Source organism: Paenibacillus sp. MMO-177 (genome assembly GCF_037147795.1).
Taxonomy (GTDB): domain Bacteria; phylum Bacillota; class Bacilli; order Paenibacillales; family Paenibacillaceae; genus Pristimantibacillus.
In genome coordinates, this window is the sequence record NZ_JBBCUR010000004.1 from 196,089 (window position 1) to 222,589 (window position 26,501).

At 54.2% G+C, this 26,501-nt stretch carries 24 protein-coding genes; 8 read left to right on the plus strand and 16 right to left on the minus strand.

The genetic code is table 11. The annotated features are described in order from the left end of the window. The first annotated feature begins 83 nt into the window (after positions 1–83). On the plus strand, positions 84–647 hold the full coding sequence (locus tag WFK81_RS16405; protein WP_336787476.1) for an FAD-dependent oxidoreductase: 564 nt from the start codon (positions 84–86) through the stop codon (positions 645–647). Positions 648–1,292: 645 nt separating this feature from the next. Here WFK81_RS16405 and WFK81_RS16410 read toward each other — a convergent pair. Next, positions 1,293–2,195: a hypothetical protein gene (locus WFK81_RS16410; protein WP_336787477.1), complete on the minus strand. Its 903-nt coding sequence runs from the start codon at positions 2,193–2,195 to the stop codon at positions 1,293–1,295. A gap of 290 nt (positions 2,196–2,485) precedes the next feature. Between WFK81_RS16410 and WFK81_RS16415 the strand changes: the two genes are divergently transcribed. Further along, entirely contained in the window at positions 2,486–4,234 is a 1,749-nt protein-coding gene (locus tag WFK81_RS16415) for a methyl-accepting chemotaxis protein (RefSeq protein ID WP_336787478.1), read from the plus strand. 101 nt (positions 4,235–4,335) lie between these two features. On the opposite strand, the gene WFK81_RS16420 is transcribed toward WFK81_RS16415, so the two are convergent. The 6 genes from WFK81_RS16420 to nirB all read right to left on the minus strand — a co-directional run bounded on the left by WFK81_RS16420 (position 4,336) and on the right by nirB (position 13,033). After that, a complete protein-coding gene (locus WFK81_RS16420; protein ID WP_336787479.1) occupies positions 4,336–6,360 on the minus strand; it encodes an ABC transporter ATP-binding protein in 2,025 nt (674 codons plus the stop codon). A 22-nt stretch (positions 6,361–6,382) separates the two neighbouring features. Continuing rightward, the gene (locus tag WFK81_RS16425) at positions 6,383–8,131 is read right to left on the minus strand and encodes an ABC transporter ATP-binding protein (RefSeq protein WP_336787480.1); all 1,749 of its coding nucleotides are present in this window, start codon (positions 8,129–8,131) and stop codon (positions 6,383–6,385) included. A gap of 394 nt (positions 8,132–8,525) precedes the next feature. Then, positions 8,526–9,299 carry a uroporphyrinogen-III C-methyltransferase gene (cobA, locus tag WFK81_RS16430; RefSeq protein WP_336787481.1) on the minus strand — a complete coding sequence of 258 codons (774 nt, stop codon included), beginning with the start codon at positions 9,297–9,299 and terminating at the stop codon, positions 8,526–8,528. Then, a complete protein-coding gene (locus WFK81_RS16435) occupies positions 9,299–10,174 on the minus strand; it encodes a formate/nitrite transporter family protein (protein WP_336787482.1) in 876 nt (291 codons plus the stop codon). Before WFK81_RS16435 ends, cobA begins: the two co-directional genes overlap by 1 nt. 90 nt (positions 10,175–10,264) lie before the next feature. After that, positions 10,265–10,579: a nitrite reductase small subunit NirD gene (nirD, locus tag WFK81_RS16440; protein ID WP_336787483.1), complete on the minus strand. Its 315-nt coding sequence runs from the start codon at positions 10,577–10,579 to the stop codon at positions 10,265–10,267. Positions 10,580–10,591: 12 nt separating this feature from the next. After that, positions 10,592–13,033 carry a nitrite reductase large subunit NirB gene (gene nirB, locus WFK81_RS16445; protein ID WP_336787484.1) on the minus strand — a complete coding sequence of 814 codons (2,442 nt, stop codon included), beginning with the start codon at positions 13,031–13,033 and terminating at the stop codon, positions 10,592–10,594. A 337-nt stretch (positions 13,034–13,370) separates the two neighbouring features. On the opposite strand from nirB, the gene WFK81_RS16450 reads away from it, so the two are divergent. Together WFK81_RS16450 and WFK81_RS16455 are read left to right on the plus strand one after the other, a co-directional pair. Continuing rightward, a complete protein-coding gene (locus WFK81_RS16450) occupies positions 13,371–13,952 on the plus strand; it encodes an ANTAR domain-containing response regulator (RefSeq protein WP_336787485.1) in 582 nt (193 codons plus the stop codon). Positions 13,953–13,965: 13 nt separating this feature from the next. Continuing rightward, positions 13,966–15,024, plus strand: coding sequence for an anthranilate phosphoribosyltransferase (locus tag WFK81_RS16455; protein ID WP_336787486.1), 1,059 nt, complete (start codon positions 13,966–13,968; stop codon positions 15,022–15,024). Positions 15,025–15,470: 446 nt separating this feature from the next. Here the strand turns inward: WFK81_RS16455 and WFK81_RS16460 are convergent, their stop codons facing one another. From WFK81_RS16460 to WFK81_RS16480, 5 genes are all read right to left on the minus strand, one after another. After that, the gene (locus WFK81_RS16460) at positions 15,471–16,688 is read right to left on the minus strand and encodes a multidrug effflux MFS transporter (RefSeq protein WP_336787487.1); all 1,218 of its coding nucleotides are present in this window, start codon (positions 16,686–16,688) and stop codon (positions 15,471–15,473) included. Positions 16,689–16,800: 112 nt separating this feature from the next. Further along, on the minus strand, positions 16,801–17,031 hold the full coding sequence (locus WFK81_RS16465) for a cold-shock protein (protein WP_336787488.1): 231 nt from the start codon (positions 17,029–17,031) through the stop codon (positions 16,801–16,803). Between the two features lie 168 nt (positions 17,032–17,199). Continuing rightward, positions 17,200–17,658 carry a DUF2269 family protein gene (locus WFK81_RS16470; RefSeq protein ID WP_336787489.1) on the minus strand — a complete coding sequence of 153 codons (459 nt, stop codon included), beginning with the start codon at positions 17,656–17,658 and terminating at the stop codon, positions 17,200–17,202. Between the two features lie 109 nt (positions 17,659–17,767). Beyond that, entirely contained in the window at positions 17,768–18,103 is a 336-nt protein-coding gene (locus WFK81_RS16475; protein WP_336787490.1) for a hypothetical protein, read from the minus strand. A 72-nt stretch (positions 18,104–18,175) separates the two neighbouring features. Further along, positions 18,176–18,874, minus strand: a complete 699-nt coding sequence (locus WFK81_RS16480) for a pirin family protein (RefSeq protein ID WP_336787491.1) — start codon at positions 18,872–18,874, stop codon at positions 18,176–18,178. A gap of 188 nt (positions 18,875–19,062) precedes the next feature. On the opposite strand from WFK81_RS16480, the gene WFK81_RS16485 reads away from it, so the two are divergent. After that, positions 19,063–19,239 carry a hypothetical protein gene (locus WFK81_RS16485; RefSeq protein WP_336787492.1) on the plus strand — a complete coding sequence of 59 codons (177 nt, stop codon included), beginning with the start codon at positions 19,063–19,065 and terminating at the stop codon, positions 19,237–19,239. A gap of 140 nt (positions 19,240–19,379) precedes the next feature. Here the strand turns inward: WFK81_RS16485 and yidC are convergent, their stop codons facing one another. Both yidC and WFK81_RS16495 read right to left on the minus strand, forming a co-directional pair. Beyond that, a complete protein-coding gene (yidC, locus tag WFK81_RS16490) occupies positions 19,380–20,198 on the minus strand; it encodes a membrane protein insertase YidC (RefSeq protein ID WP_336787493.1) in 819 nt (272 codons plus the stop codon). Further along, the gene (locus WFK81_RS16495; protein WP_336787494.1) at positions 20,164–20,493 is read right to left on the minus strand and encodes a hypothetical protein; all 330 of its coding nucleotides are present in this window, start codon (positions 20,491–20,493) and stop codon (positions 20,164–20,166) included. Before WFK81_RS16495 ends, yidC begins: the two co-directional genes overlap by 35 nt. A 317-nt stretch (positions 20,494–20,810) precedes the next feature. Here WFK81_RS16495 and WFK81_RS16500 point away from each other — a divergent pair, with 317 nt between their 5' ends. Continuing rightward, positions 20,811–22,904, plus strand: coding sequence for a multicopper oxidase family protein (locus WFK81_RS16500; protein ID WP_336787495.1), 2,094 nt, complete (start codon positions 20,811–20,813; stop codon positions 22,902–22,904). A gap of 56 nt (positions 22,905–22,960) precedes the next feature. Here the strand turns inward: WFK81_RS16500 and WFK81_RS16505 are convergent, their stop codons facing one another. Beyond that, complete coding sequence (locus tag WFK81_RS16505; protein WP_336787496.1) at positions 22,961–23,845, minus strand: LysR family transcriptional regulator; 885 nt, start codon at positions 23,843–23,845, stop codon at positions 22,961–22,963. A gap of 130 nt (positions 23,846–23,975) precedes the next feature. Here WFK81_RS16505 and dapA point away from each other — a divergent pair, with 130 nt between their 5' ends. Continuing rightward, a complete protein-coding gene (gene dapA, locus WFK81_RS16510) occupies positions 23,976–24,848 on the plus strand; it encodes a 4-hydroxy-tetrahydrodipicolinate synthase (RefSeq protein ID WP_336787497.1) in 873 nt (290 codons plus the stop codon). Positions 24,849–24,851: 3 nt separating this feature from the next. Here dapA and WFK81_RS16515 read toward each other — a convergent pair whose 3' ends face one another. Further along, a complete protein-coding gene (locus tag WFK81_RS16515) occupies positions 24,852–25,265 on the minus strand; it encodes a glycosyltransferase (RefSeq protein WP_336787498.1) in 414 nt (137 codons plus the stop codon). A 211-nt stretch (positions 25,266–25,476) separates the two neighbouring features. Between WFK81_RS16515 and WFK81_RS16520 the strand changes: the two genes are divergently transcribed. After that, positions 25,477–26,451: an aldo/keto reductase gene (locus WFK81_RS16520; protein ID WP_336787499.1), complete on the plus strand. Its 975-nt coding sequence runs from the start codon at positions 25,477–25,479 to the stop codon at positions 26,449–26,451. Positions 26,452–26,501 lie beyond the last annotated feature (50 nt).

Consider the following 26,501-nt stretch of genomic DNA (forward strand, 5'->3'; position numbering starts at 1 on the left):
AAGACTGGAGCGATTGCTTGTCCCCACCGGCTGGACTTATAATATTGGTGGAACTTACCAATGTTACGTAGGAGGCTGGAATGATGTACGATATCATCGTTATTGGCGCCGGTCCTGCCGGTGCAAGCGCAGCAATCTTTACGGCAAAAGCAGGCAAGCAAACGTTATTGCTCGAGAACAACAAAGGGATGACCAAACGGGCATGGTTCGAGAATTATTACGGCATTACCGAGATTGGCGGCCCTGATCTTGTGGATACAGGCAAGAAGCAAGCCGTCCGGCTTGGCGCAGAGTTGAAAGAGGAGACCGTTACCGGCGTATCGCCAATCGAAGGCGGCTTGTCCGTTGTAACCGACCAAGGCACTTACGAGGCGAAGCATGTGCTGCTGGCAACCGGCGCTTTGGTTGATCTGGCGGAGCACATTGGCGTAGCGACAAAACCGGGCACGGAGCCCCGCATCAAAACCGTGGCGGACGTAGACCCGGCCGGCCGCACCAGCATCCCTGGCGTATGGGCAGCAGGTACGGTTGCGGGCGTAAGCGTGCATGCGGTTATCACCGCGGGCGACGGAGCCAAAGTGGCGATCAACATCATCAGCGAGCTGAACGGCGAGCGTTATGTCGACCACGACGTGCTGAAAGCCTAAATAAACGAAGAAAGGACGGAGCAGCTTCTGCTCCGTCCTTTCTTGTGCGCTTCGCAATTATTTCGCCATTTTGATCACACTCAACCACGCCCCCTCCTGTAACACGGTTTTTTCCTCTTATTTGACTCTGCGCAGCCTACACACTACCACTCCGACCTCTATAACACGGAAAAACCGTCTTATTTCGCCATTTTGATCACACCCAACCACGCCCCACCCCCTGTAACACGGTTTTTTCCTCTTATTTGACTCTGCGCAGCCTACACACTACCACTCCGACCTCTGTAACACGGAAAAACCGTCTTATTTCGCCATTTTGATCACACCCAACCACGCCCCACCCCCTGCAACACGGTTTTTTCCTCTTATTTGACTCTGCGAGGCCTGTACACTACCACTCCGACCTCTATAACACGGAAAAACCGTCTTATTTCGCCATTTTGATCACACCCAACCACGCCCCACCCCCTGCAACACGGTTTTTTCCTCTTATTTGACTCTGCGAGGCCTGTACACTACCACTCCAACTTCTATAACACGGAAAAACCGTTTTATTTCGCGATTGCGGCTGCACGGCCTCGCCAGCCACAAGCAGACACAAAAAAATGCGGTACGAGCAATTACTTGCGCGTACCGCATTTTCTATTAAGCCGTGGTCGTGCTTGAAGCCGATGGCGCTTCTTGTTGTCCAGCTTCGCCTTGCCACTTGCCACCGTGACGGCCGCCGAAATTGGCGCCGCCCTCCAAGCCGCCGCGCCCGCCCTTAGGCGCTTCCCACTCGCCGTTCACCTGCTTCGTTACCATATCCGTGACCGCCTCTAGCTTCGCATCGTACTCCTCTTGCGTAAGCTTGCCGCTTGCGAGTGCCTCGCCAAGCTTGGCTTTCACGGCGTTTACCTCAAGGTCAATCACGCTTTGCACGCTTACGCCTTGCTTGTCCGCAATAGCGGCAAGTGTCTGGCCATCCTTCAGTGCCGTCTCAAGCTCTGCCGACGTCATTCCAAGCAGCTTCGCAAGCGCTTCTTTATCGCCAAATGCGACCGCGCCGACACGATGACCTTTGCCAGCAAAGCCTTTCCCTTCTGCCCCAAAGCCTTTCGAATCAAGCAGCTTATCGGCAATAGCCGAGTTGTCCGGCTTTTTGAACGAATTCCCCTCTGCCGCCGACTCCCCTTTCTTCGGCATAGCCGCTGCTGCGGCGTCAATCCATTCCACCAGCTTCGCTTTCAAGTCCTCACGGCTGATGCCTTGCGCTGCCCCAACCTCTGCCAAGGTAGACGTCTCAAGCTTGGTTTTCAGTTCTTCCGCAGACAGCTTCAGATAGTCCGCCAGCTTGCTCTCCAAACCGGCCAGCTGGGCAAAGCCGCCGTGCTTGCCGGCAAACTTCCCTTGCTTATTCTGCTGCCCTCCGGACGGCAATGCCTGGTCCGATGCTGCCGACGATGAAGCCGATGCAGACGAGTCGGTGCCGGCCGCGTAAGCCAATCCTCCTCCAAGCGCAAGGGTAAGGGCCATCAAACTTGCCGCGATTGCTTTGCTTCTACGCATAATATTCCGCCTTTCCATCCAGGATTTTCAATTACGCTTCCATTGTATCCCTCTTCTATGAACAGATTTTGAACATTGCTAGTTTTTAGCGCTTTGCCATAAATTAGAATTGTCTCAGAACTAAACTCCGGGTGCCCATACGCCGAAAAAAGGAGTAGGTACCGCCGCCAAATACTTTTCTAACATAGCTCCGCGAACTTATTTAATATTTGGCTGTTATAGTAGGTCAATGACCAAGACAACTTTGCTCCCGCAGCCGATCAACTACATAAAGAACGAGGGATTAAGAAATGTTCACGAAGAGAAAAACCAGTTTAGCGCTTGTCATGTCCGTTGTACTTGCCCTTCTATTTCTAGCTACAATCGGGGTAATGGTATCGATGACGAACAACAATCAAAAAGATGCTTATTTCGAAGAAATGTCCCGCACGGCCAAAACCCTCGGCAATATTATGGATGCCAGAATCGACCTTGTGACTTCTGCGCAGGAGCAGTTGAAAAATGGAAAAACTCAAGGCTCAGCGGCCTTTTACAATTTATCGTTATTTCTGGAGTCCATGAACTCCAACGACCAGGTCTCCAACGTCTATATCCTGCAGCCGGACAAGCATGAAAAAGACGGCAAAACTTATCTCACCACGTTGCAAGGCACCGGGGCGCTAACGCAAGCCGGCATTACGCCAGGCACCCCTTACGAGCTCGACCCCGCGTTTGCAAAAGGCTACGATAAGGCGATGAAAGACGGCTTCGCCAAAGTGGCTACCTACCAGGACGAGATGGGAACATGGGTCAGCTATCTTTTCGCAATCAAGGACAACTCCAACAAAACCGTTGCGATATTGGGCGCCGATTTCGACTACGACAACGTTCAAGCGGAGCTAAACCGGAGAATGTGGGAAGTCCTTAATGTCGGCATCATTTGCGATGCCATCGCTATTATCCTCATCGTAGTGATCGTCCGGTATGCCATCAAGCCTTTGAAGCGTCTCAGCCAAGTAGCCGCCCTTGCCGCAAAAGGCGACCTGACCGTCACGGTACCGGTCACTACAGGCAACGAGATTGGACAAGCTTCCCATGCCTTTAACGAAATGATCGCCAGCCTTCGTCAGCTGGCCAGCCAGATTCGGTCTACTTCCAATGAGGTAGCAGGTTCCTCCTCCATCATGCAGGAAAGCGCCGAGCAGACCTCGCGCGCTACCGAGGAAGTCGCTCACGCCATCCAAGAGGTTGCCGCCGGAGCGGATACGCAGCTGCAGAGCTTCCAGGAATGCCAGCGCGCAATGAACGAGATGACCGTCGGCATCCAGCGGATTGCGGAGTCTTCCTCTTCCGTATCCGAATTGGCCTCCGACGCCTCCGACCTTGCGAATGCCGGCGATACGGTTATTAACCGGACGGTGAGCCAAATGCAGGCCATCGAGCAAAATGTCAGCGAAACGGTAACCGTTATGCAGGAGCTGCAGCAAATGAACAGCCAGATCGGCTCTATCCTCGAGATGATCGGAGAGGTATCCAAGCAGACGAATTTGCTCGCTCTTAACGCGTCTATTGAAGCAGCCCGCGCAGGCGAGCATGGCAAAGGCTTCTCTGTTGTTGCCCATGAGATCCGCAAGCTGGCTGAGCGCTCGAAAGAGTCCTCGGATCAGATCAGCGAAATCCTAAACGGTATCAGCAGCCGGACAAGCGAAGCTGTTCAGTCGATGGAAAAAGCGGCCGAAGGCGCCCGCGAAGGGACCTCCGTTTCCCAGCAGGCAGGCGAATCGTTCCGTTCCATCCATGAAGCTATCCGCCAGGTATCCGCGCAAATCCAGGAGGTTTCCGCGGCATCCGAGCAAATGTCGGCAGGCAGCGAGGAGATTGCGGCTTCGCTTGATCAGCTGGAGCATATCGCCGAAGCATCCTCCATCCAGTCACAGCGCGTAGCCGCGGCTTCTGAAGAGCAACTCGCTTCCATGCAGGAGGTTGCAAGCTCGTCCGCCCAGCTGCGCAAACTTGCATCCGAACTGAACAAAGCGATTGATACGTTCAAAACGGAATAACAGCCAAGCAAAAAAAGCACCTCCATTAGCCAACCGGCCGCATGGAGGTGCTTTTTGCATAACCGGAATCGGGGAGAACCCTTCCCCGATCCCGCCTTTAATTAGGAAGCCGTAACAGCCGAGCCTTGCTGCAGCTGGTACATCGCGAAATATTTGCCTCGGTGATCCATCAGCTGATCGTGGTTGCCGCGTTCGACGATGCGGCCGCGGTCCAGCACCAGAATCTGATCCGCTTGGCGGATTGTTGATAAGCGATGCGCAATAACAAACGTCGTACGGCCCTTCTTCAGCACATCTAGCGCTTCTTGAATAATGGCCTCTGTCTCTGTATCGATGCTTGCCGTTGCTTCATCCAGAATCAGAATGGCAGGATCGTAAGCGAGCGCCCGGGCGAACGAGATCAGCTGGCGTTGGCCGGCGGACAGCGTGCTGCCCTTCTCGATCACTTCCGCATCGATGCCGCCCGGAAGCTGCGCGAACATGTCGTAGGCGCCAACGTCGCGAAGCGCCTGCTCCACCCGCTCCCGGCTGATCGCCGGATTGTTCAAGCTGATGTTGGAGGCAATGGTACCGGTGAACAGGAACGGATCCTGCAGAACGATGCCCATATGCTGGCGCAGATGCTGCTTCGGAATATCCAGCACATCCTTGCCGTCGATAACGATGCTGCCTTCATTGGAATCGTAGAACCGGAACAGCAGGTTCATAATCGAGCTTTTGCCGGAGCCCGTATGGCCGACAAGCGCCACCGTATCGCCTTGGCGGGCGGTGAAGGAAATATTTTTGAGCACGTATTCATCCTTCTTGTAGGCAAACGAAACGTTATCGAATTTCACTTCTCCCTTGTAACGCTCCATCGTGCCCGGCTCAACCTCAACTCCCGGCTGATCCATCAGAGTAAACACCCGCTCCGCGGATACCCTTGCCGTCTCCAGATTGGACAGCTGGTTGACGACGCCAACGATCGGCTGGAACATCCGGTTCATCAGATCGACGAACGCATACAGCACGCCTACCCCGATGGCAGCGCCAAACCAATCGCCCCAGAAGAACCAGATCACAATAAGGAAGATGATGTTGCGAACGACGTTGACCAGGTTATGCGACGTAATCGAGTTGAGGCTCAGCAGCTTGTTCTGATACGTAAAATAATGCTCGTTCAGCTCGTCGAATTCTTTAAACGTCTCTTTCTGACGGCGGAACGCTTGGATAATCGCCATTCCTTGGATGGATTCGTTAATCATCGCGTTAATCTCGCTCAGCTTCGTCCGGATAATCCGGTTGTAACGGGCCGCAAAGCGCCGGTACAGATTAATCCAGACGAGCAGAATCGGCACCAGCGGCAGCGCAAACAGCGCAAGTCTTGGATCCAGCAGGAACAACGCTCCGTAGATCGCCGTCATGTATACGATCGCGGAGAAGAAGTTCGCGAGCACCGCGACATACAGCTCGCGGATGGCCTCCGTATCATTCGTAATCCGGGAGACGACCTGCCCGGCCGCGAGCGTATCGAAGTAGTTCACCGGAAGCCGCTGCGTATGGGCGAATACGTCATTGCGCATGCGCCGGACAATCCGGTTCGCGGACGTCTGCAGCAAGAGCCGCTGTCCGTAGGTGAATACCGCGCCAAGCACAAGCAGTCCGACATAGAGGCCGGCAAGCTTCATCAGGCTTGGAATTTCCGGCTTGTAGAACTGATACAGCTCTTTAGCCGAAATCAGGGCAACTGGGAATGCGGCATTCTCTCCGGTTGTTTTGTCGGTGACGGTCATCTGGCCGCCGCTCACCTTGCGTACGCCTTCCACGGCGGGAAGAGTACCTTCATACCAGTAAAATTTTCTGCCGGCCTGTAGCAGATGCACCTCGGTACCTTTGGCCTCGCCGGCTGCAAAGTGGTCTTCGCGCTTATACCATTTATCTTTATAAGAGACTGCGTAAGGCTCTTCCGCCGCAACCTCGTACCAGCTCTTCTCGATGCCGAGAATATTCTGATCGATCATCCGCTTCGCGATAAACGGCCCCGCCAGCTCCGCGCATACGGCCAGCAGGAGTAGAACTAACGCTCCAATGATCGGTTTTTTATAAAGCATGGCGTATTGAAACAATCGTTTACCTGTTTGACCCATTGTTCGTAAACGCCTCTCTTTCCTATGATTCAATCAGCGACTCCAGCTGCTGCCGCTCGTACTGCTCTCTGTACCAGCCATCCTGCTTCACAAGATGATCATGGGTACCCTGCTGAACAATACGTCCTTCGTCCAGCACGATGATGTGGTCGGCATGCTGCACCGCGGACAACCGGTGAGTCGTAATCAGTGTTGTTTTGCCGGCGCGTTCCGTCCGGATGCCTTCAATAATCTCGGCTTCCGTCCGTCCGTCTACCGCGGACAACGCATCGTCCAGCATCAATATTTCCGGATCGGCGATAAGCGCGCGCGCAATGCTGACCCTTTGTTTCTGACCGCCGGAGAGCGCAACGCCCTTCTCGCCGACCATCGTTTCCAGCCCGTCGGGCAGGAATTGAATGTCCTTGGCGAAGGAGGCCCTTGCAAGCGCACGCTGCATATCCTCTTCCGTCGTTTCGCCTTTCTTGCCGAACATAATATTCTCGCGAATCGTCTTCGAGAACAGAATCGGCTGCTGCGGCACGTAGCCGATCCAGCCAAGCAGCCGCTCCATCGGCAGCTTCTCGAGCGGCTGGCCGGTAATCTTGATCTCGCCGGCGCCAACCGGATATTCGCGCAGCAGCTGCTTGAGCAGCGTTGTTTTGCCGCTGCCCGTGCGGCCGACGATACCCAGCGTCTGGCCTTGGCGCAGACTGATGCTCACACCGCTCAAGTTGTCTACAACGGACGATGGATAACGGAACGTCACATCGCCAAAAGCAATCGTTGCCGGTTCAGTCACGTCAATCGTATTCTCCGCATCCTGCACATCCGGCTTGTAGCCAAGCGTTTCCTCTACCCGGTCAAGCGAAGCGTTGCCCCGCTGCATAATGTTGATCAGCTCGCCGATCGCGAACATCGGCCAGATCAGCATCCCGAGGTAGACGTTGAAGGAGACCAGCTCGCCAAGCGTAATCTCGCTGTGGAATACGAGATAACCGCCGTAGCACAAGCCGATCAGGTAACTGAGGCCGACCAGTATCTTGATCGTTGGCTCGAAGAGCGCGTCGATCTTGGCCACCGCAATATTTTTCTGAAAGACCTCATCGGTCTTCTTGCGGAATTGATCCTGATTTGCTTCCTCCTGCACGAAAGCGCGGATAACCCGCACCCCCGATACCGATTCCAGCACCTGGTCGTTCAATTCGCCGAAAGCGTCCTGCGACTGCATAAAGCGCTCGTGGATTTTACCCCCGAAATGCTTCATCGCAAGCGCGATGAACGGCAATGGCAGAAGCGCCGCCAGCGTCAGCTTAACGCTGATCATCACCGCCATGATGCCGAGAATCGTCAGCATGAAGAAGGTGGAGTCAATCAGCGTCAGAATGCCGAAGCCGGCCGTTGTCGCGACCGCATTCAAGTCATTCGTGGAACGGGCCATCAAGTCGCCCGTCCGGTTGCGCTCGTAGAAGGTTGGCGACATCTTAAGGAAGTGGCGCATCAACCTCGAACGGAGCAGCCGTTCCAGAACGAAGGCACCGCCAAACAGCTTATAATGCCACACGTAAGTGATCGCGTAGCCGACCACCGTTACGGCGATCCAGCCCGCCACGACCTGCATAAAGCCGGTAGCGTCCAGCCTGCCCTGATGAATCCCGTCAATCGTATGGCCAATCAGCCAAGGCGGAATCACGTCGAGAAAGCCGGTGACAATCAGCAGCACGCAGGCTAGCGTGTATCTTTTCCAATTCATTGCGAAAAACCATCGAAGCTTCTTAAGTACGATAAACATAGTTTCTGTTAGACACCTCCCGTTTCCATCCAAGCATCTTCCCCCATAAACCCACAAAAAAAGGAAGCGCACCGTAAGATAACGGTACGCTTCCTTTGGCTGCAATCGGGCACAAGTTGGCCCGCTGCATCAAAAAAGGCGCACGGTTACGGTTACGTAACCATGCGCCTTTGATTCTAATGGGATACCCCTAAAGATCAAAGAGATTCGACGCGCGGATGGATTACGCTCATAAAATTAGTATGCATTTGGTTAAATTGTTGATGAACGCCTACAATTGGATTCATGCCGTAATCCTCCTTTCGATTTGTTTAAGATATTTGTCACTTTACCATCCGAAGAAATAACTGTCAATCCGTTTTTTGTAAAAGCTCGCCTATTTTTTAGAGGAGTATCACATAACCCAAGCATCAGCCTGCTGCTCCGCCAGCAAAAGCTGCTCGCGAACCCTGACCACTTCACCCACAATGATAAGAGCCGGATTGACCACTTTAAAAGATGCCGCCAGCTTATGAATGTCAGCCAGCGTGCCCGTGATTACGCGCTGCTTGCTGGTTGTGCCGCGCTCAATAATCGCAACAGGCGTGGTTGCCGCCTTGCCGTGCTTCAGCAGCTCCCCGCGAATAACGGCGAGCTGGCTGACGCCCATGTAGATCGCCAGCGTATCCACGCTATGCGCAAGCAAATCCCAGCGTACCGGCTCCTGATCGCCGTGACAGCGATTGCCGGTCACACAGGCGAAGGACGCCGCCTTTCCGCGATGCGTCAGCGGAATCGCCGCCGAGGCAGCCGCGCCTATGGCCGACGTGACGCCCGGCACAATCTCCCATTCGATGCCGTGCTCCGCCAGCTCCAGCGCTTCCTCGCCGCCGCGCCCGAAGACGAAGGGGTCGCCCCCTTTCAGGCGGACGACCGTCTTCCCCTGCTTGGCGTAAGCGACAAGCGCCGCGTTAATCTCCTCCTGCGGCATCGCGTGAGCATTAGGCGCTTTGCCGCAGTATACGAGCTCCGCATCGGCGCGGGCGTAAGTGAGCAGCTCTTCATTGACGAGCCGATCGTACAGGATCACGTCCGCTAGCCCGATTCGCCGCATCGCCTTCACCGTGATCAGTTCCGGATCGCCGGGGCCCGCTCCAACAATGTATACCTTGCCCGCTGATGCCCGCATTACAGACCGCTTTTCTCGGCAGCAAGCGCCGTCTTGGCAGGAAGACCCGACTTTGCGGAAGAGGAGGAGGGAGAGCTTTCGGAGTCTTTCTCCTTCTTGTTATGCGACCAGTAGAACATAAAGCCGGTAAACAAAGCGCCGCCTACAAAGTTGCCAAGCAGCACCGGAATTTGGTTCCACAGCCACCAGTCCGCTACCGATACGTCCGCGCCAAGCATCATGCCTGCAGGGATGACGAACATATTAACGACCGCATGCTCGAAGCCTTGCTCGAAAAACATCAGAATCGGCAGCCACATCGCAACGATTTTGCCCAAAGTCGATTTGGAGGTCATCGCCATGACTACGCCAAGCGTTACCATCCAGTTGCACAGAATTGCCTTGATGAACACAAGAATAATGCCGTCGAAGCCCATTTTTTGATAACCCAATGTCTTTGTCTCGCTGACTTGGATAAGCATTTGGGCAAGGGGATTCGACATATCCGTCCCCATCTTCGTAACCGCCATGCCGTATAAAGCCGCATACACCGCGCAGCCGATCAGGTGGCCGATAATGACAAGCCCATAGTTGGCCAGCATGCGGGTTACGGAGGTTTTCCGTTTGAAAACCGATAGAGGAATAAGCGCAAAGCTGCCGGTCACAAGCTCAAGCCCCAGAAGGACGATGATAACAAAGCCGATCGGGAATATAATAGCTCCGGTTAGAGCCAGCGAAGTTTGCGTTGTTGCCGTATAGGCGAGCGTTGTCGCAAAGGCCAGAATGCCGCCGCCCAGAAAACCCCTTATGAGCATTTGCGAGGCGCTCATTTCCGCCTTTGCCGTCCCCGCCTCTACCATCGATTCCAGTACTTCAGCCGGTTTCACGTAGTCCATGTTTCATTCCTCCTGAAATAGCCCGCTTACGGGCTATCGTGATGATGATTCATACTTCGAAAACGCCAGGCTTGTTGTCTCTATTCTGCTCTACAGGGTGATATAGATCTCGCCGCTGCCCGGATCAATCTCCGTCTCAAACGTCTTGACGCAGCCGTCGTCCGGCTCATGCACGCGTCCGCTCTTCAAGTCAATTCTCCAATCATGCAGCGGGCAGTGCACGGCCGTGCCGCACACCATCCCTTCCGAAAGCCTGCCGCCCTTATGCGGGCATTTGTTCTCGACTGCTTTGACGCTGCCGTCTGCCAGACGGAAAATCGCCACGTCCGTGTTGTCGACCTGTACCGTACGAGAGCCTAATACGTCGATATCCGTTAGTTTCGCTACAAGCACCTTTGTCACCATATAGTAGCCCCCCTATCCTTGCACCGGCTGCGGAGTCGATAATTGCTCGAAGTTTTTGCGCAGCTCTTTGTTCTCTATGATTTCTTTCCAAGGGTCCGTTGTATAGCTGAGCGTCTTCTCCAAACGCTCCACCAAAGCCAGACGGTCTTCCCGCTTCTCGAGAGCTTTCTTGACATGGTCCAGGCCAACGCGTTCAATCCATTGAGCGGTACGTTCGTTCCATGTCGCATTCTCGCGGTAATATTGCAGGTAAGCCGAGGACCATTCCATCACTTCATCCTCCGTCTTTACGGTACAGAGCAGCTCGGTCGCGCGGACATGGATACCGCCGTTGCCGCCTACGTGAAGCTCCCAGGCGCCGTCGATCGCGACAATGCCAAGATCCTTGATCGTTGCTTCCGCGCAGTTTCGCGGACAGCCGGATACGGCTAGCTTTACTTTCGCCGGAGCCGTCATTCGCTCGTAGGCTTTCTCCATCCGGATCCCCATGGCGATCGAGTCCTGCGTGCCGAATCGGCAGAAGGTGTTGCCGACGCAGGTTTTAACCGTGCGGAGCGTCTTGCCGTAAGCATGGCCGGAAGGCATGTCAAGCTCCTCCCAAATCTTTGGCAGATCCTCTTTCTTCACGCCCAGCAGGTCAAGCCGCTGCCCGCCGGTGAACTTCACCATCGGAACCTCGTACTTCTCGGCGACGGTAGCGATTTTGATCAGATCCGCCGGCGTCGTTACGCCGCCGTAGACGCGAGGCACAACCGAATAGGTGCCGTCCTTCTGAATGTTCGCGTGGTAACGCTCGTTCGTGAAGCGCGATTCCTTCTGATCCTCGTATTCTCCCGGCCACAGCATGCCGAGGTAGTAGTTCAACGACGGACGGCATTTGGTGCAGCCTCCTTCGTTCTTCCATCCGAGCACGTTCATGACTTCCTTGACCGTCATAAGGCGCATTTCTTTAATTGCAGCAACGATCTCGTCACGGGAATGCTCCGTGCAGCCGCAAATGCCTTCCTTCGCCGGCACGCCTGCCGCATCGCCAGCATACAGCTTAAGGAGACCTTCAACCTGGGTCTTGCAGCCGCCGCAGGAAGCGGAAGCTTTCGTGCAGCCTTTCAAGCTCGAGAGGGTATTGCAGCCTTTATTCTGAATCGCGTAGGCAATGGCGCCCTTCGATACGCCGTTACAGCCGCAGACGATTTCATCGTCCGGCATCGAAGCCAGCCGATCCGCCGCGGAGGATGCTCCCCCTCCCGCCGCAGGCGAGAAGCCAAGCAGCAGCTCCTTCTCCTTGCCCTCAATCGATTCGCCCTTCTTCATAATCGAGAACAGCTCGGCACCGTCGGTTGTATCGCCAAACAGCACGGCTCCCACAAGCTTGCCGTTTTTGATCACAATCTTCTTGTACGTGCCCGCCACATCATCCTGAATACGCAAGGCTCTAGTGCCCGGCCCTTCGTTGAATTGGCCTGCCGAGAATACGTCGACACCGGATACTTTCAGCTTGGTTGAAGTAACGGAACCTTGGTAGCCTTCCGTCTCTACGCCGGCCAGCAGCTTCGCCAGAACGGCGCCTTGCTCATACAGCGGAGCAACAAGGCCATAAGCGATCCCACGATGCTCGGCGCATTCGCCAACCGCGTACACATCCGGAATATTCGTCCGCATCCAGTCGTCAACGATAATCCCGCGGCCGACTTCAATCCCGGATGCCTTCGCTAGTTCAATGTTCGGACGGATCCCCACCGCCATCACGATAAGGTCCGCTTCAACCTCGCTGCCGTCCGCGAATTGCAAAGCCTTCACGCGGCGTCTGCCCGTAATGGAAGCCGACTGTTTGCTTAGCAGGAACTTCATTCCCTGCGCTTCGAGCTCGCGCTGCAGCATCTTTGCAGCCGGCTCATCCAGCTCGCGGTTCATCAGAATGCCGTTGATATGGACAACGTGTACGTCCATTCCCAGATTCAGCAGCCCCCGCGCCGCCTCAAGCCCGAGCAGGCCGCCGCCGATTACGGCTGCTTTTTTATACTTTAGGGAAGTCTCCTGCATAATCTCGGTATCGCGAATATCCCGGAAGCCGATTACGCCTTCCTTGTTCGCGCCCGGCAGAGGCAGCATAAACGGATTCGAACCCGTTGCCATAACCAGCACGTCATAGTCCGCTTCAATCCCTTGCTGGGAGTACACCTTTTTACGCTTCGTATCAATCTTCGTGACCGCATGCCCGGCATGCAGCTGAATATGATTGTCCGCATACCAGTCCCAGTCGTTAATGATGATATCCTTCATGTCCGTTCCGCCCGCAAGCACCGAGGATAACATAATCCGGTTGTAATTCGGGTACGGCTCCGCGCCAAAAATCGTAATGCTATATGCATCCGGAGCGAGCTTGATCAGATGCTCGATTGCCCGTACCCCCGCCATTCCGTTGCCAACCAGCACCAATTTCTTCCGATCCGCCATTGTCATTCTCCTCTCCACTCTCTCTATTGCCTTATGAAAATAAAAAAAGCCTGCTTCGGATTCCGCGAGGACGCACTTGTGCATTCCCGCAAAAGACGAAGACAGGCTTCATTGCCGCTTCAAATGAATACGCCATTGTATTCATGAAAGATTGAATTGTAGTACCGCAAAGCCGGAAGCTTTATCGGTGTGTTAACGCTACTATACATTGCCGCATTAATGATGTCAACATACTTAACATATAAAATGAACATTTGTGCGTATCGACAGTTTCACACAATCCATGTTATATATAATAACAATTGATATTTCGTTCGTAGGGGAAAAGGAGGATGACATGCGTTCTCTGTTAGTGATCGACAATCCCGGGGGAAAAGCTGAAGCGCTGCCGGTCGAGCAAATGCTGGAGACATACGGTTATTCCGTATTGTATGCGAGCTCGGATGAAACAGCCAAAAATCATCTGCCAAAAGCCGATGCCGTCATTTTTCACCTGCCCTTAGGCGAAGTGAAGCCATGGGGCAACCGGCTCTTGCAGCGCAAGAGGCTGCCTATGCTCTGGTGGTGCAGCGCGGATACGGCCACGATGTCCGCCGCCTTTTGCGAGGATGATCTGCCGATCGACGGCATTCTCACGCCATCAATGAGCGAGCAGGAGCTGCACTGGGCGCTTCACTTCGGCTCGAAGGCCTGCTTCGAACGGCAGCAATGGCTGAACGAGCGGAAACAGCTGGAGGCGCGGCTGGAAGAGCGAAAGTGGATTGACATGGCGAAGGGTATCCTATGTAAAATAAAGCAGGTATCCGAAGCGGAAGCTTACGACCTGCTGCGCAAGCAGGCGATGAATGAGCGGAAGCGGATCGTGGATGTGGCGACATCCATCGTGAAAGTCTATCAGCTGCTGCAAGAGCAGAAATAAAGGGGTGCTGACGATGTTTACTAAACTATTAAAAGAAGTCGGCCGCGGAAAAAGAGGCGCCAGGGACTTAACCTATGAAGAGGCGCTGGAAGCGGCCGACTGGATCATGAGCCGGAAAGCGACCCCTGCCCAGATGGGCGCCTTTTTTATTGCCGAACGGATTAAGATGGAAAGCGTCGAGGAGCTGGAAGCGTTCGTAAGCGTATGCCGGAACAGCGCCTACCGTGCTCCCATTCAGGAAGGGCTGGACTGCGCGGGACCTTACGACGGGCGGATAAAAACCTTTTTCGCTTCTTTTGCCACAGCCTTCCTGCTTGCCTCTGCCGGCCTTCCCGTGACGCTGCACGGCGCCAAATCGCTGCCCCCGAAATGGGGCGTAACGCTGCTGGATATGCTCGCCGAGCTTGGCATCGGCAAAACGCAGCTGACGCGGGACCGCGTCATACAGGCGGCTAAAGCGACCGGCGTATTGTTTGTGGACACCGAGGAATGGTGCCCTCCGCTGGGCGAGCTTCGGGACATCCGCGAAGAGCTTGGCATGCGCACGGTGCTGAACACCGCGGAGAAGCTGATCGATTTCTCCCATTCGCCGTACCTCGTCTTTGGCGTTTTCCATAACACCGTTTTCGACCGGATGAGCAAGCTGCTCACCGATTTGAAATACCGCAGAGCCCTTATCGTGCAAGGGACGGAGGGCTCCGAGGATCTGTTCGTCGAGCGTCCTACCCGCACGTATATCGTGGAGAACGGAGAAGCGCGGCTGCATGTCATTGATCCGGAACAATTCGGCATGGAAGCAACGCTGCCGGAAAAATCCGAATGGAGCGCCGCCGAGCAGGTCGAAACCGTGGAGGCGGTCCTGCGGGGAACGGCGCATATCGGCTACGTGAACCAGGTTCTGCTGAATGCAGCGGTTCGTCTCCGTCTGACTGACCGTGCCGACTCCATCGAAGAAGCGTTGTACCAATGCAAAGCGCTGCTCGACAGCGGGGCTGCATGGGAACGTTACACGGCTTGGCGCAGCAACCTGCTTGGCGAAGGAACGCCCTCCCCGATCGGCAGTGTGAAGTAAGATAACATACCCGCTGGCACTACAGTTGGGCAGCCCCCGCCTCCCTCTTAAACTAAAATGAACATAATCAAGAGCTTCTGAAGGCCTGAACGGCCCGTCAGAAGCTCTTTTTCTTTCCGATTCCTTTCTTGAGCAAGTACTCCCCTATCTTAAATTTTAAGAGCGCTTTAACCAGAGCTACATCCAGCGCAGCCGCTAATGAGACAGCTTAAGGTCCCTAGGGGACCCTAAAGGCCAGAAGAAGTAGCTAGTCTTGATGGTTAAGGCCCCTAAAGGGCCTTAACGCAACGATTTAGCCCGGTCGAAGCGGCATAAACCGCAGCAGGGCGAGAGATAAGACCCTGCAAGGGCGTTAAACACCCGAAGCTGGGCAAATGGGTGGCCAAATAAGACCCCCACCCACAAGGTCTTATTGGCCACCCACAAACTCGCTTGTACCGGCCGCTCTAACTCAAGCGCGACCGGCGAACAAGCAGCAAATAGCTGAGCACAGCCGCCGTCTCCGCCGCGGCTATAACAATCCCCATAGGCAGCGCGGCTTCGCTGCCGCCAAGGCCCACAAGCGGCGCCATGCAAGCGCCAAAAACAAAGGATAACAAGCCAAGCAGCGCCGATGCGCTGCCTGCGGCCTGCTGCTGATTCTGCATCGCAAGCGAGAAGCTTGCCGTCTGCACAATCCCGACGCTGGCAACCACGAAGAATAACGGCACCAGCACGGCAAACAACCCCCAGCCGGCTATGATCGAAATCAGCAGCACCAACCCGCCCGCAAACGCCAAGCTAAGGCCGGCAACAAGCAGCGCCGGAGCGCTTACCTTGCCGGCAAGCCTCCCGGCGATTTGACTGGCCGCAATAATGCCAAGCCCGTTAATGGCGAAGCACAAGCTGTAGCCTTGCGGCGAGACGCCAAACAGGTTCTGGATAACAAACGGCGATCCCGAGATATATGCGAACATCGCGGCTACCACAAAGCCTTGCGTCAGCGCATAGCCCATAAAGACGCGGTCCGTCAGCAGGTCGCGGAATTTTATCAGCATATTGCCCACTCCGCCCTGCGATCGGTTCTTCTCCTGAAGAGATTCCTTCATCCCGAACCATACCGCCGCAAACATTACCGCGCCAACCACGGTCAGAACAATAAACACGCCGCGCCATTCGGTCCATTTCAGAATCTGTCCTCCGGCAATCGGAGCGGCGATAGGGGCTACCCCGTTCACCAGCATAAGCATCGAGAAAAACCGGGTCATTCCCGCCCCCTCGAACAAATCCCGGACGACCGCGCGCGAGATAACAATCCCAGCCGCCCCTCCAAAGCCCTGCACGAAACGCAGCATAACAAAGGTTTCGATGGAAGGCGCCGCCACGCATAGAATAGAAGCCGCAATATAAACAATAAGTCCAATTAACAAAGGCTTCCGCCGGCCTCTTACATCGCTGATCGGGCCAATAAACAGCTGACCAAGCGAAATGCCAAGCAAACAGGCCGTTAGGCTAAGCTGGGACATCGACGTCCCCGCGCCGAAATCATCCGCAAGCTCCGGCAAGGCCGGCAAATACATATCGATGGAAAGAGGAGCAAACGCAGACAGCGAGCCAAGCAGCAATGCCATCCACAAGACGGCCCTCGGTGCCTGAGCCGGCGCGGAATCCTTATCTTTTCCCATTAGACAACCACTCCAGAACCGTTTTATCGCAACCATTCTAATGACGATCCCCATCCCTGTCAAGGGAACAAAAAAGAGGATGCCTCTACAGGCATCCTCCCGCACCAGTCCGTTACTCAGCCGTAGTAACGACAGCGCTCAGCTTTACTGGATCATTCAAATTCACAAGCAGAGGCAGCATCCGCTCCCCACTGATCATAGGAGATTGGCACAACACGCAGGTCGGCGTCTGGTCAAACGAAAAGTTGGCTCTCATCCAGCCATTGCAGTCCTCGCTTGCGCATGACCAAATTTTCGTGATTACCTCCGGGATGTCTTCCTGAATTTTTTTCCGGCTGTACATGGGTATGCCTCCTTCAACAGGTTGATCTGGTACGGACTTCATAAACCCCGTCACTTTAGAGTGCCTTTAACCGCCAATTTCATGCATGAAACTTCTAAAAAACAGAAACGGCGCAAAAAAACTCCTTCACCTCCATACGGAAGCAAAGGAGCCAGTATTTACGCAGAATTAAAATGTCGGCTTGAACACCATCAGCAAAATGAGAAGAAAAGCCAGAAAATGGGTAACAAGCTCCCACCGTAAGCTTTTCCTGCCGATTACACGGTATTCTGCTGGAATATCATCCGCAGAATAATTATCCAGAACGGCCATTTGCGCGTTAGCGAATCTCGGGAACATGCCGATGACGATCACTTGCGCGAGCAGATAAATAACGATGGAAGCAATATACCAGCCTGCCCGAAACAATTCCGGCTCCTGGATGCCAAGAATAAGGCCCGTTACAAGAAGGGTGATGCTTCCGACCTTCGGCATAACTTCCATGCTTTTGACCGTCTGAAGAGTAAATCTTGCTTGAGCAGCATTCTTCGCCCCCCTAACTAGAAGCGGAAAGCCAAATGCCGTACCAAGCCCCATCACAGCTGCGATGATGTGAATAAAAAGCACAAGACTGTACCAAGTAAACATTACGCTACCTCCTCCCCAGACAATTCCAACTACGTCTATTGTACTAGGGACGAAAGTAGGAGTAAATATAAAAACAGGATGGTAATACCAAATATTCCAGCAGCTTTATTTAAAGCTTATAGCCGAATTCGTTCGGGATATATTCAATGCAGGAAACCGCAATAAACGTCAGCTTTTCCCCCGCTGCATCGTATTTCACCGTATCCGCCGCAACCGAATACCAGATCTTCAGCGTCGGACGCCCGTCGTCGTAAGTCCGGAAGATAAACACATTCAGCTCCTGCTTCCACTTCAGGATCTCATCGATTCCGGCATGCTTTGGCGTGCGCACGTCGAATCGCCACTGCCCCGCTTCATGCACGACCTCGTAAGACACCGACTGTTTGGATGAATCCACGAAAGTCCTGCCGCCTACGGCGTGTTTGATCAGTAACTGCTCTTTCATCGTTGAACCCTCCTAAAAAGCATATAGCTCGCTTTCAGCCACATTGGCCTTCCTTGCTTCGCAAGCATTGCCCTATGGCAGATCAATCAGCATAACAAAGGCGGATTCTTCCGCGGACAGCACAAAATCGGGCTCGAATTCCGCGCGGATCGAATCTTTGGGTCCCATCGCAATGCCATTTACATTCAGATTTCCTTCCAGCACCATAACAAAAGCGCGGCGCCCTGTTTTCTGGTTAAAAAAGATCCTTCTGCCCGGCTGCAGCCGTCCCAAATAGATCGTCATATCCTGATTGATGCTGGCCGTATCTCCTGCGCCATCCGGCGTCACAACCGGCAGCAGCGCATTCTGCAGCTTCGCTTCATCGTAGCTGGCCATCTCGTAGGAGGGAGCGAGCCCCCGTTCTTTCGGCATAAACCACAATTGCAGGAAGCTGCCTTCCTCTGTATCTGAATCGTTGTATTCCGCGTGAATAATTCCCGTTCCCGCCGACATACGCTGAACCTCGCCTGCTGATGTTACTTCAATATTGCCAAGGTTGTCTTCATGCTTAAGTCTTCCCGTCAGCGGAATCGTCACGATCTCCATCTCGCTATGCGGATGCGCGCCAAAGCCTCGCCCCGGTGCGATCGTGTCATCGTTTAATACGCGCATGACGCCAAAGCTCGAGTTGTCTGGATCGAAGTACTCCCCAAACGAGAAGCTCATCGCGCTGCGGAGCCATCCCAAATCGACAGAATGGCGGGCACTTGCCGGAAAATGTTTCATCATCGAAAAAAACGCCTCCTTTTTCAATCAATATTCCGAGCCATATCCTCCTTTTATTGTAACCTCGGGCAGGCAGGTATACCAAATATATACCGGACAGGCTCGCGTACGACCTTATGTAATCGTAATGGTAAGTGAAAATATAGGGCAATCTAACGGCAGGAGCTGAAAAAAGGGAGTGTGAACAGGCGATGGCGGGCAAGGATGATCTGGTTACGGAGAGAGATATCGATCCGAATTTCGGCTTATTTACTGAGGAGGTGCCGCAAATCGTCTTGCCGGATGCAACAAGCAAACTGATCGATAGGTATCCGAATAATGGCGCAGCAGCGCCGCCTCCCAGCGGGCCGGCTGACGGCTCGCGGTAAGGAGCTATATCAAGTATAGCATTTACGGAGTGAGGTAAACAGCCCTTTACGGCGAAATATCGCCAAATACGGGAAAACAAAAGGACGCATGCCTGCATATCACAGGTCATGCGTCCTTCTTCTTTATTTATTGCGAAGCCTTATTTGGCCGAAACCGCCGGTGTATCATTGGCTCCCGCCGCAGGCAGCGTTGGGTAAAGCTTCTTAGATACAAGCGTCTGAATGATCATAAACGTTCCCCCGACTACCCAGTACAGCGGCACCGCGGCCGGAGCGCTGAAGGAGAAAATCCCCATCATCACCGGCGAGAGCAAGCCTAGCATCGCCATTTGCTTCTGTTGGGCAGAGTCTACGCCAATCTGCGATACGCGGAACTGAACGTAATAAATCGCCGCTGCCAGGAACGGCAGAATGTGATCCGGCGTGCCGAGCTGGAACCACAGGAACGAATGCTGGGCAAGCTCCGGCGTCATCTTGATCGCATAATAGAGGCCGGTCAGGATCGGCATCTGAATCAACATGGGCAGACAGCCAATCGCCATCGGGTTAAACTGATGCTTGCTGTAAAGCTCCATCGTTTCTTTTTGCAGCTTGGCCTGGTTCTCAGGCGTCTTCTCTTTATACTTCTCCTTCAGCTTGTTCAGCTCCGGCTGAATGACGCTCATCTTCTGCTTCATGCCCTGCTGTCCTTTATATTGCCGCAGCATTAGAGGCAAGAGGACGATCCGCACTAGCAGCGTCATAACGATAACGGCCATGCCGTAGCTGTCGCCAAAGAAGGAAGCAATGTGCTGAATCAGATACGAGAACGGAAAAACGACATAGTGGTTAAAAAAGCCCGGCGTATTGGAATCAATCGTTCCTTTTGCGCCGCAGCCGCTGACGATCACAAGAATCGCGATGGCTGCGAGAATTCTGTATTTTTTAGTAAAAGCGGTGAATGCATTGTTTTTGCTCATAATAGCCTCCTCGTTTGTGTGCGTGCTCTGTCATCTTCACAAACGGGGCGTTACAATCCGCTAATTCACCATCCGGCGCTTCTTTGCGCTTGATCCTTCGGGCCAGCCAATGCTGGATCCTCTCCAGCCTGCTGATGACCACGACAATCGGAACAATCGGCTCCCATATAACCCGCTTCTGCAAGGTATTAAACTCCGCATCAACGCTCTGATGGGCAAAATACGCCAGATAAGCCATCGAACATAAAATACTGATCGAGAAAAAATACGGGATTAAATCCTGCAGCTCTAACAATGCATTCACCTCCTTAAAAGAATTGATGATTAGTTAGCGGCTATCTTAAGCCGCTTGTAAGCAATTCTTACTTCGTAAGCATTAGCTAAAGATCATTCTTGTTGGTTTTCTCTAATACGGCTGACCGCCGGCAACGTTTCTTCTCCCGGCCCTAAGTCCAGTTCGATTCCGTTCTCAGGACGGTTAAGGCGGGAATCCTCCCGCGCTACAATAACTATGACTATATTATCACATCATGGACAGGATAGCTTCCTTGGCTTCTTGGAATCTGATGTACTATTTTCCGCGGCAATGTCCGGGACGGAGGAATCGATTGTATGTATTTTGCAGCTATTAGCGTGGCAAGGGGCTTCCTGTTCCTTACCTTGCTGCTTGCCTGGATTGCCGGCAACAAGGCATCCGCCCTGCTATTCAGCGAAACAGAGGCGAATTTGAACCGAAAAGCCCGCAAATTAATAACTTGGGCTGTTTTCTTATCCATCTCCTGCGCGGGAGTTCTTGCGGGAATTATCTGGCTTATGGCGGTTACGGATTCCGTCTTCTGGCGGGACCGCCTGCTTATTCCGCCAGTCCTTATCGTCCCGATGCTTATGATATGGCTGGGCGCTTCCCCCCGCCTTCGCCGCATCCGGCAGGCGACGATGCGCAAGACGGATTCGCCGCTTGACGTCAGACTGCTGAGCCGGGCTTCGCAGCCTGCGCTTATCGCGCCTTATCAATTCGTAGCGCTTGGTTCCTTCACCGGCATATATTGGACATTTACGACCACGATTCCGTTCGACGTTATGAACGGAGCTATCCCGCTCGTACTGCTCCTAATTGCCGGCATGATCCTATGGCTAACCCATCTTAATCGAAGTTCAAGAGTCAGCCTGACCGGAACAAAGCCGGTTAATCGTCCCCTAATGAGATTCCTGCACCGGATGACCGTATTGGCGATTGTTCTGGCGATAGGAAGCATTCCGTTCTACAGCGCGCTTCAAGCTAGCAAACTGCCGGAGAACATCTCCATGACGGAAGGTCCGGTGGATAACGGAACGGGCACGCTGCTTGCCCATAACCATCATAGCGGTTCCGTTACCGCTGCGGCCGAACCGGTAAAGGAGATATCCGTCGACAGCCTGACAGGTCCGGCGGATGGAAAAGCCGATGTCTCTTTTACGCTGACTGCCGAGAAAAAGACCATTCAGCTGGCTTCCGGACGAACGGTAGAGGCCTGGACCTATAACAGTCAAGTTCCCGGACCGGAGCTGCGGTTCAAGAAAGGGCAGCTGGTCGAGGTCAAGCTGATTAACAAAGATATTGAAGAGGGCGTTACGCTGCACTGGCATGGCCTTGATGTTCCCAATGCGGAGGACGGCGTAGCCGGAGCAACGCAAAATGCCGTCATGCCCGGCGAGACCTATACGTACCGGTTCGTAGCCAATCAGGTCGGAACCTTCTGGTACCATTCCCATCAGGATTCGCAGGAAGCCGTAGAAAAAGGGCTGTTCGGCCCTCTGGTGGTAGAGCCGGAGGATGGAATGCCACTCCATACGAAAGATATTACGGTGATGACTCATATCTGGGATCACCGAGGCGTTGCCATCGGAGATAACGAAGGCATCCAGCATGTGAAGATCGCGCCGGGAACTCCGGTACGTCTTCGCCTGATCAATACGGATGACTGGGTCCGGCAGTCCTACACGCTGCTCGGAGCCTCTTTTAAAGTCGCGGCCATTGACGGGACGGAGCTTCATGAACCGCAGGATCTGAATAATATCCGACTTGATCTGATTACGGGCGGCCGATACGACGCGACCTTCACCATGCCGAACACGACGGTTACCTTAAACGTGGGGTTAGGCGGCAAGCTGGGCATCGTGATGAGTCCGGACGGTCAAGGCGATTTGCCTAAGCATGCAGCTAACATGCCGGTCTTCGACCCTACCCATTACGGGACGCCGGCTGCAACGCAATTTGACGCAAACAGCCATTTCGACCGGGAATTTACGATGGTGCTGGATAACCAGCTTGGCTTCTTTAACGGCAAGTTCGCGCTCAACTATACGATTAACGGCAAAGTGTTCCCCGACACCCCGATGTTTATGGTACGGGAAGGCGAGCTTGTGAAAACAACGATTATTAACCGCGGCGCCGTTGAGCATCCGATGCATCTTCACGGGCATCATATGCTGGTCCTGTCGCGGAACGGCGAAGCCGTAGACGGCAGCCCCTGGTGGACCGATACGCTTGATACGGCTCCTGGAGAGGTCTATGAAGTCGCTTTTGCAGCCGATAATCCGGGTCTGTGGATGGACCACTGCCATAATCTCGCCCATGCGGCGGCAGGCATGACGATGCATTTGATGTACGAAGGCATTACGTCACCGTATACGGTAGGTACGGCGACTCATAATCATCCGGAATAATAACAATAAAAAAATCGCGAGTCTGCTCCTGTATGCAGGAGCAGACTCGCGCCATTTTAATTATGATCTTCCCCATCCCGGAGCAGAGAGATAAATGCCTGAAGCGGCTGGGACATCCATTTGCGGGGATGAATCATATACTGCAGGTCAAAGCGGATTTCCGGATGGGTGAACGGAAGAGCAGCTATTCGTCCCTGCCGGATATCTTCCGCGACAACCATGCGAGGCAGCAGCGCGAGGCCTAGGCCGTTCACGACGCATTGCTTTACCGCCTCCGGATTGCCAAGCTCGAACAAGGCGGTAAAGGCTATCCCGCTTTCCCTAAGCACCTTCTCGAACATCCCCCGGTACACGCAGCTTTCCTCCGACATAATGAGCTCCATGCCGCTTAAATCCTGCAGCTCGATCCGGGGGCGATTAGCAAGCGGGTGACCTGCAGGGGCGGCTAATACCAGCGGTTCTTCCCGCAGCGGGCGGCATTCCAGCGCCGCATCGGCCGGCTTGGCGTCAAGCAGCAGCCCGATATCGTATTCGCCGTCCTTTACCTTGCCGATGATGTGCGATTCTCGGTCCGGCTGAAGCTGGATGGTCAGCTCGGGGAACAGCTGGCGCAGCTTCTGCAGATAAGGAGGCAGAAAATAAGCCGCCAGCGAATCGATAGCGCCAATAACAAGCGTACCTCCGGCATAACCGGCTACCGTTTCCTTCGATTGCTCGTACAGCTCCAGCATCTGAACGGCCAGAGCAAACAGCTTCTCGCCGGGCGGCGTCAGGCGCATCTGCCTGCCGAACCGCTCCAGCAGCGGCGCTCCGTATTCTTTCTCCAGCTTCTGAATCTGAATGGTTACGCTGGACTGCGCGTAACCAAGCTCTTCCGCGGCACGCGTAATACTCCGCCTTCTCGCTACCTCGCAAAAGGTCTGCAAATAAACCAGCTCCATGCTCCCACCTCGGCTTTTGCCTAATTATTAAAATTATTGATATCGATCATGAATCATTATAGATAACTGTAATACTTCAGCCATGCTAAAGTAAAGATAGAATTCATCATTGCAAAGGGAGGCGCTGGAGATGCTAACGGAACAAGATCTGAAAGGCATTTACGTACCTGTGGTAACGCCTATGGGGGCTGGCGGGGAAGTGGATATCCGTTCATTCGAATCCTATGTGAAGCAGCTGGTTGAGGATGGCGTGAACGGAATCGTGGTAAACGGAACAACGGGGGAATCCCCGACGGTAACGCTTGAGGAAATGGCGGCTCTTACGGCAGCCGCACGCTTGGTCTGCGGGCCTATGAAACGGCCGGTCATTGTTGGGACGGGAACGAACGATACGGCTTCCACCGTTCGGAAAACCGCGTTTGCCGGGGAACTCGGCGCAGACGCCGCCCTTGTTGTCGTGCCCTATTACAGCCGTCCCTCCCAGGAGGGCATCATCGAGCACTACAGACAGGCCGCAAGCACGGGCCTGCCGATTGTTGCTTACGAGATTCCTTCGCGCACTGGAATACGCCTTGCTCCCGATACGGTCCGCGCCATTTTGGACCTGGACGGCGTCATCGGGATCAAAGACAGCTCCGGCGGAATCGAGCTGATGATGGAGCTTGCAAGCAGCGGTGATCACAAGCCGGTATTAGGCGGAGAAGACATCTACTTCCACGCTATGCTTTGCTGCGGCGCAGCCGGCGGGATGCTCGCATCCGCAAGCGTCCGGACAACGGCCTTCGTAGAGGTGTATGAACAGTTCATGCAAGGCCGGCTTGAAGCAAGCAGGCAGTCTTTCGGCGCTTTGCTTCCCTTGATCCGTCTGCTGTTCCGGGAGCCAAATCCCGCCCCGTTAAAATATCTTCTGGCCCGGCAAAGCAGCATCGCCTCGGATCATATCCGACTGCCGCTTACCCCGGTCTCGGAGAAGCTGCGGGAGCAGCTTAATGCCTGGCTTTAGCCTCTAGCCTGCCGGAATGGCTTCCCATAGCGGGGAATGCGTAAAGCCTTCCATCGACCGGATCGCATAGGGCTGATGCGCGCTTGCGAGCTCGGCCATGTCTGCTTTTCGGTCCACCGCCTTCACTTCCATAATGGCGATTCCCGAGCCTGCCGCATGGTCAATGCCTGCCGCAATCGCGGCAGCATGGCCGCAGCGGGCCGACAAATAGATCACTCTCACCCGGATATCGGCAGCGCAAAAGACGCGCAGCATATCGGCCGACCGGTCTGTGCTGTAATTATCGACAAAAATAAATTCGTAGCTGGCGGCGGTAGGCTTCATGATTTGCTTCAGGCGCTTATAGGCGCCAAACAGCGATTCCTCGTCATTGCAGACCGGCACGATAATCGAGTAGGTAACTGGCAGACGCGTCATTTTCCCCATCCCCTTCGGACAAAATGTTGCTCTATACTGCTACTATAATCGATACAGCTTAAAATCCCCTTAATTTAGTATAAGTAAACGCTTTACTTTTATGTCAAATATAGCACGACAAGCCTGATTCGCATATAGCTTGTAATGCCCACATTTTGCTATACTAACTGCAACATTATTTTTGATCCAAGAAAAGGGGATGACCTTAACGATGTTATACAACCGGCTGGGAGGAAGCGGACTGAAGGTATCCGCGCTGGGACTCGGCACAAACTCCTTCGGCTCGCGGGCAGACGAGGCCGCTTCGGCGCGTATTCTTCACGCGGCCATTGACCGCGGCATCAACTTTATCGATACGGCTAATATTTACTCGGCAACGGCTTCGGAATCCATCATCGGTACAGCGCTTGCAGGCAGACGCCATGAGGTTGTCCTGGCCACCAAGGCCGGGCTCGTCAGAGGAGAAGGTCCCAATGCAAAAGGCTCTTCCCGCTACCATCTGATGCTGGAGCTGGAAGACAGCTTAAAGCGGCTCAAGACCGACTATGTTGACCTGTATCAGATCCATACCTTTGACCCGGAGACGCCCCTCGAGGAAACGCTGCGGGCGCTCGAAGACATGATTCGGTCCGGCAAAGTCCGGTATATCGGTGCTTCCAACTATGCCTCTTGGGAGCTGATGAAGGCTCTTGGACTCAGCGACCGCCTTGGCCTGAACCGGTTCGTGTCCACTCAGACGAGCTATTCGCTGGCCGACCGGACGCCGGAACGCGAGCTTATTCCCCTGTGCCTCGATCAAGGCGTAGGCATTATTCCTTATTTCCCGCTGGCAGGCGGAATTCTGACGGGCAAATACCGTGCTGGCGAAGAAGCCCCTGCCGGTTCGCGCGCTGCGACCAACCCGGGCTTCACGCGCTTCTTCGGCGAGAACAACCTTGCGCTGGGAAGCCGGGTCAGCGAGCTGGCTGATAAACTTGGCTGCTCCGCAAGCGTCCTGTCCCTGGCTTGGCTGATGAAGCAGCCTGCCGTTTCGACCGTTATCGTTGGCGCTACCAGCACGCAGCAGCTGGAGCATAATCTAGGCAGCGTAGAGCTTCCACTTGATGCGGCAGCGCTGGATGAGCTTGATGCGTTAAGCCGTTCCTTCCGTAATGGCGAACCGTTTGCGCTATACCGTTTGCCTTAGGCAAAAACCATTGAAGAAGTCGATACCGATAATTGGGGCTGGGGCGGTCT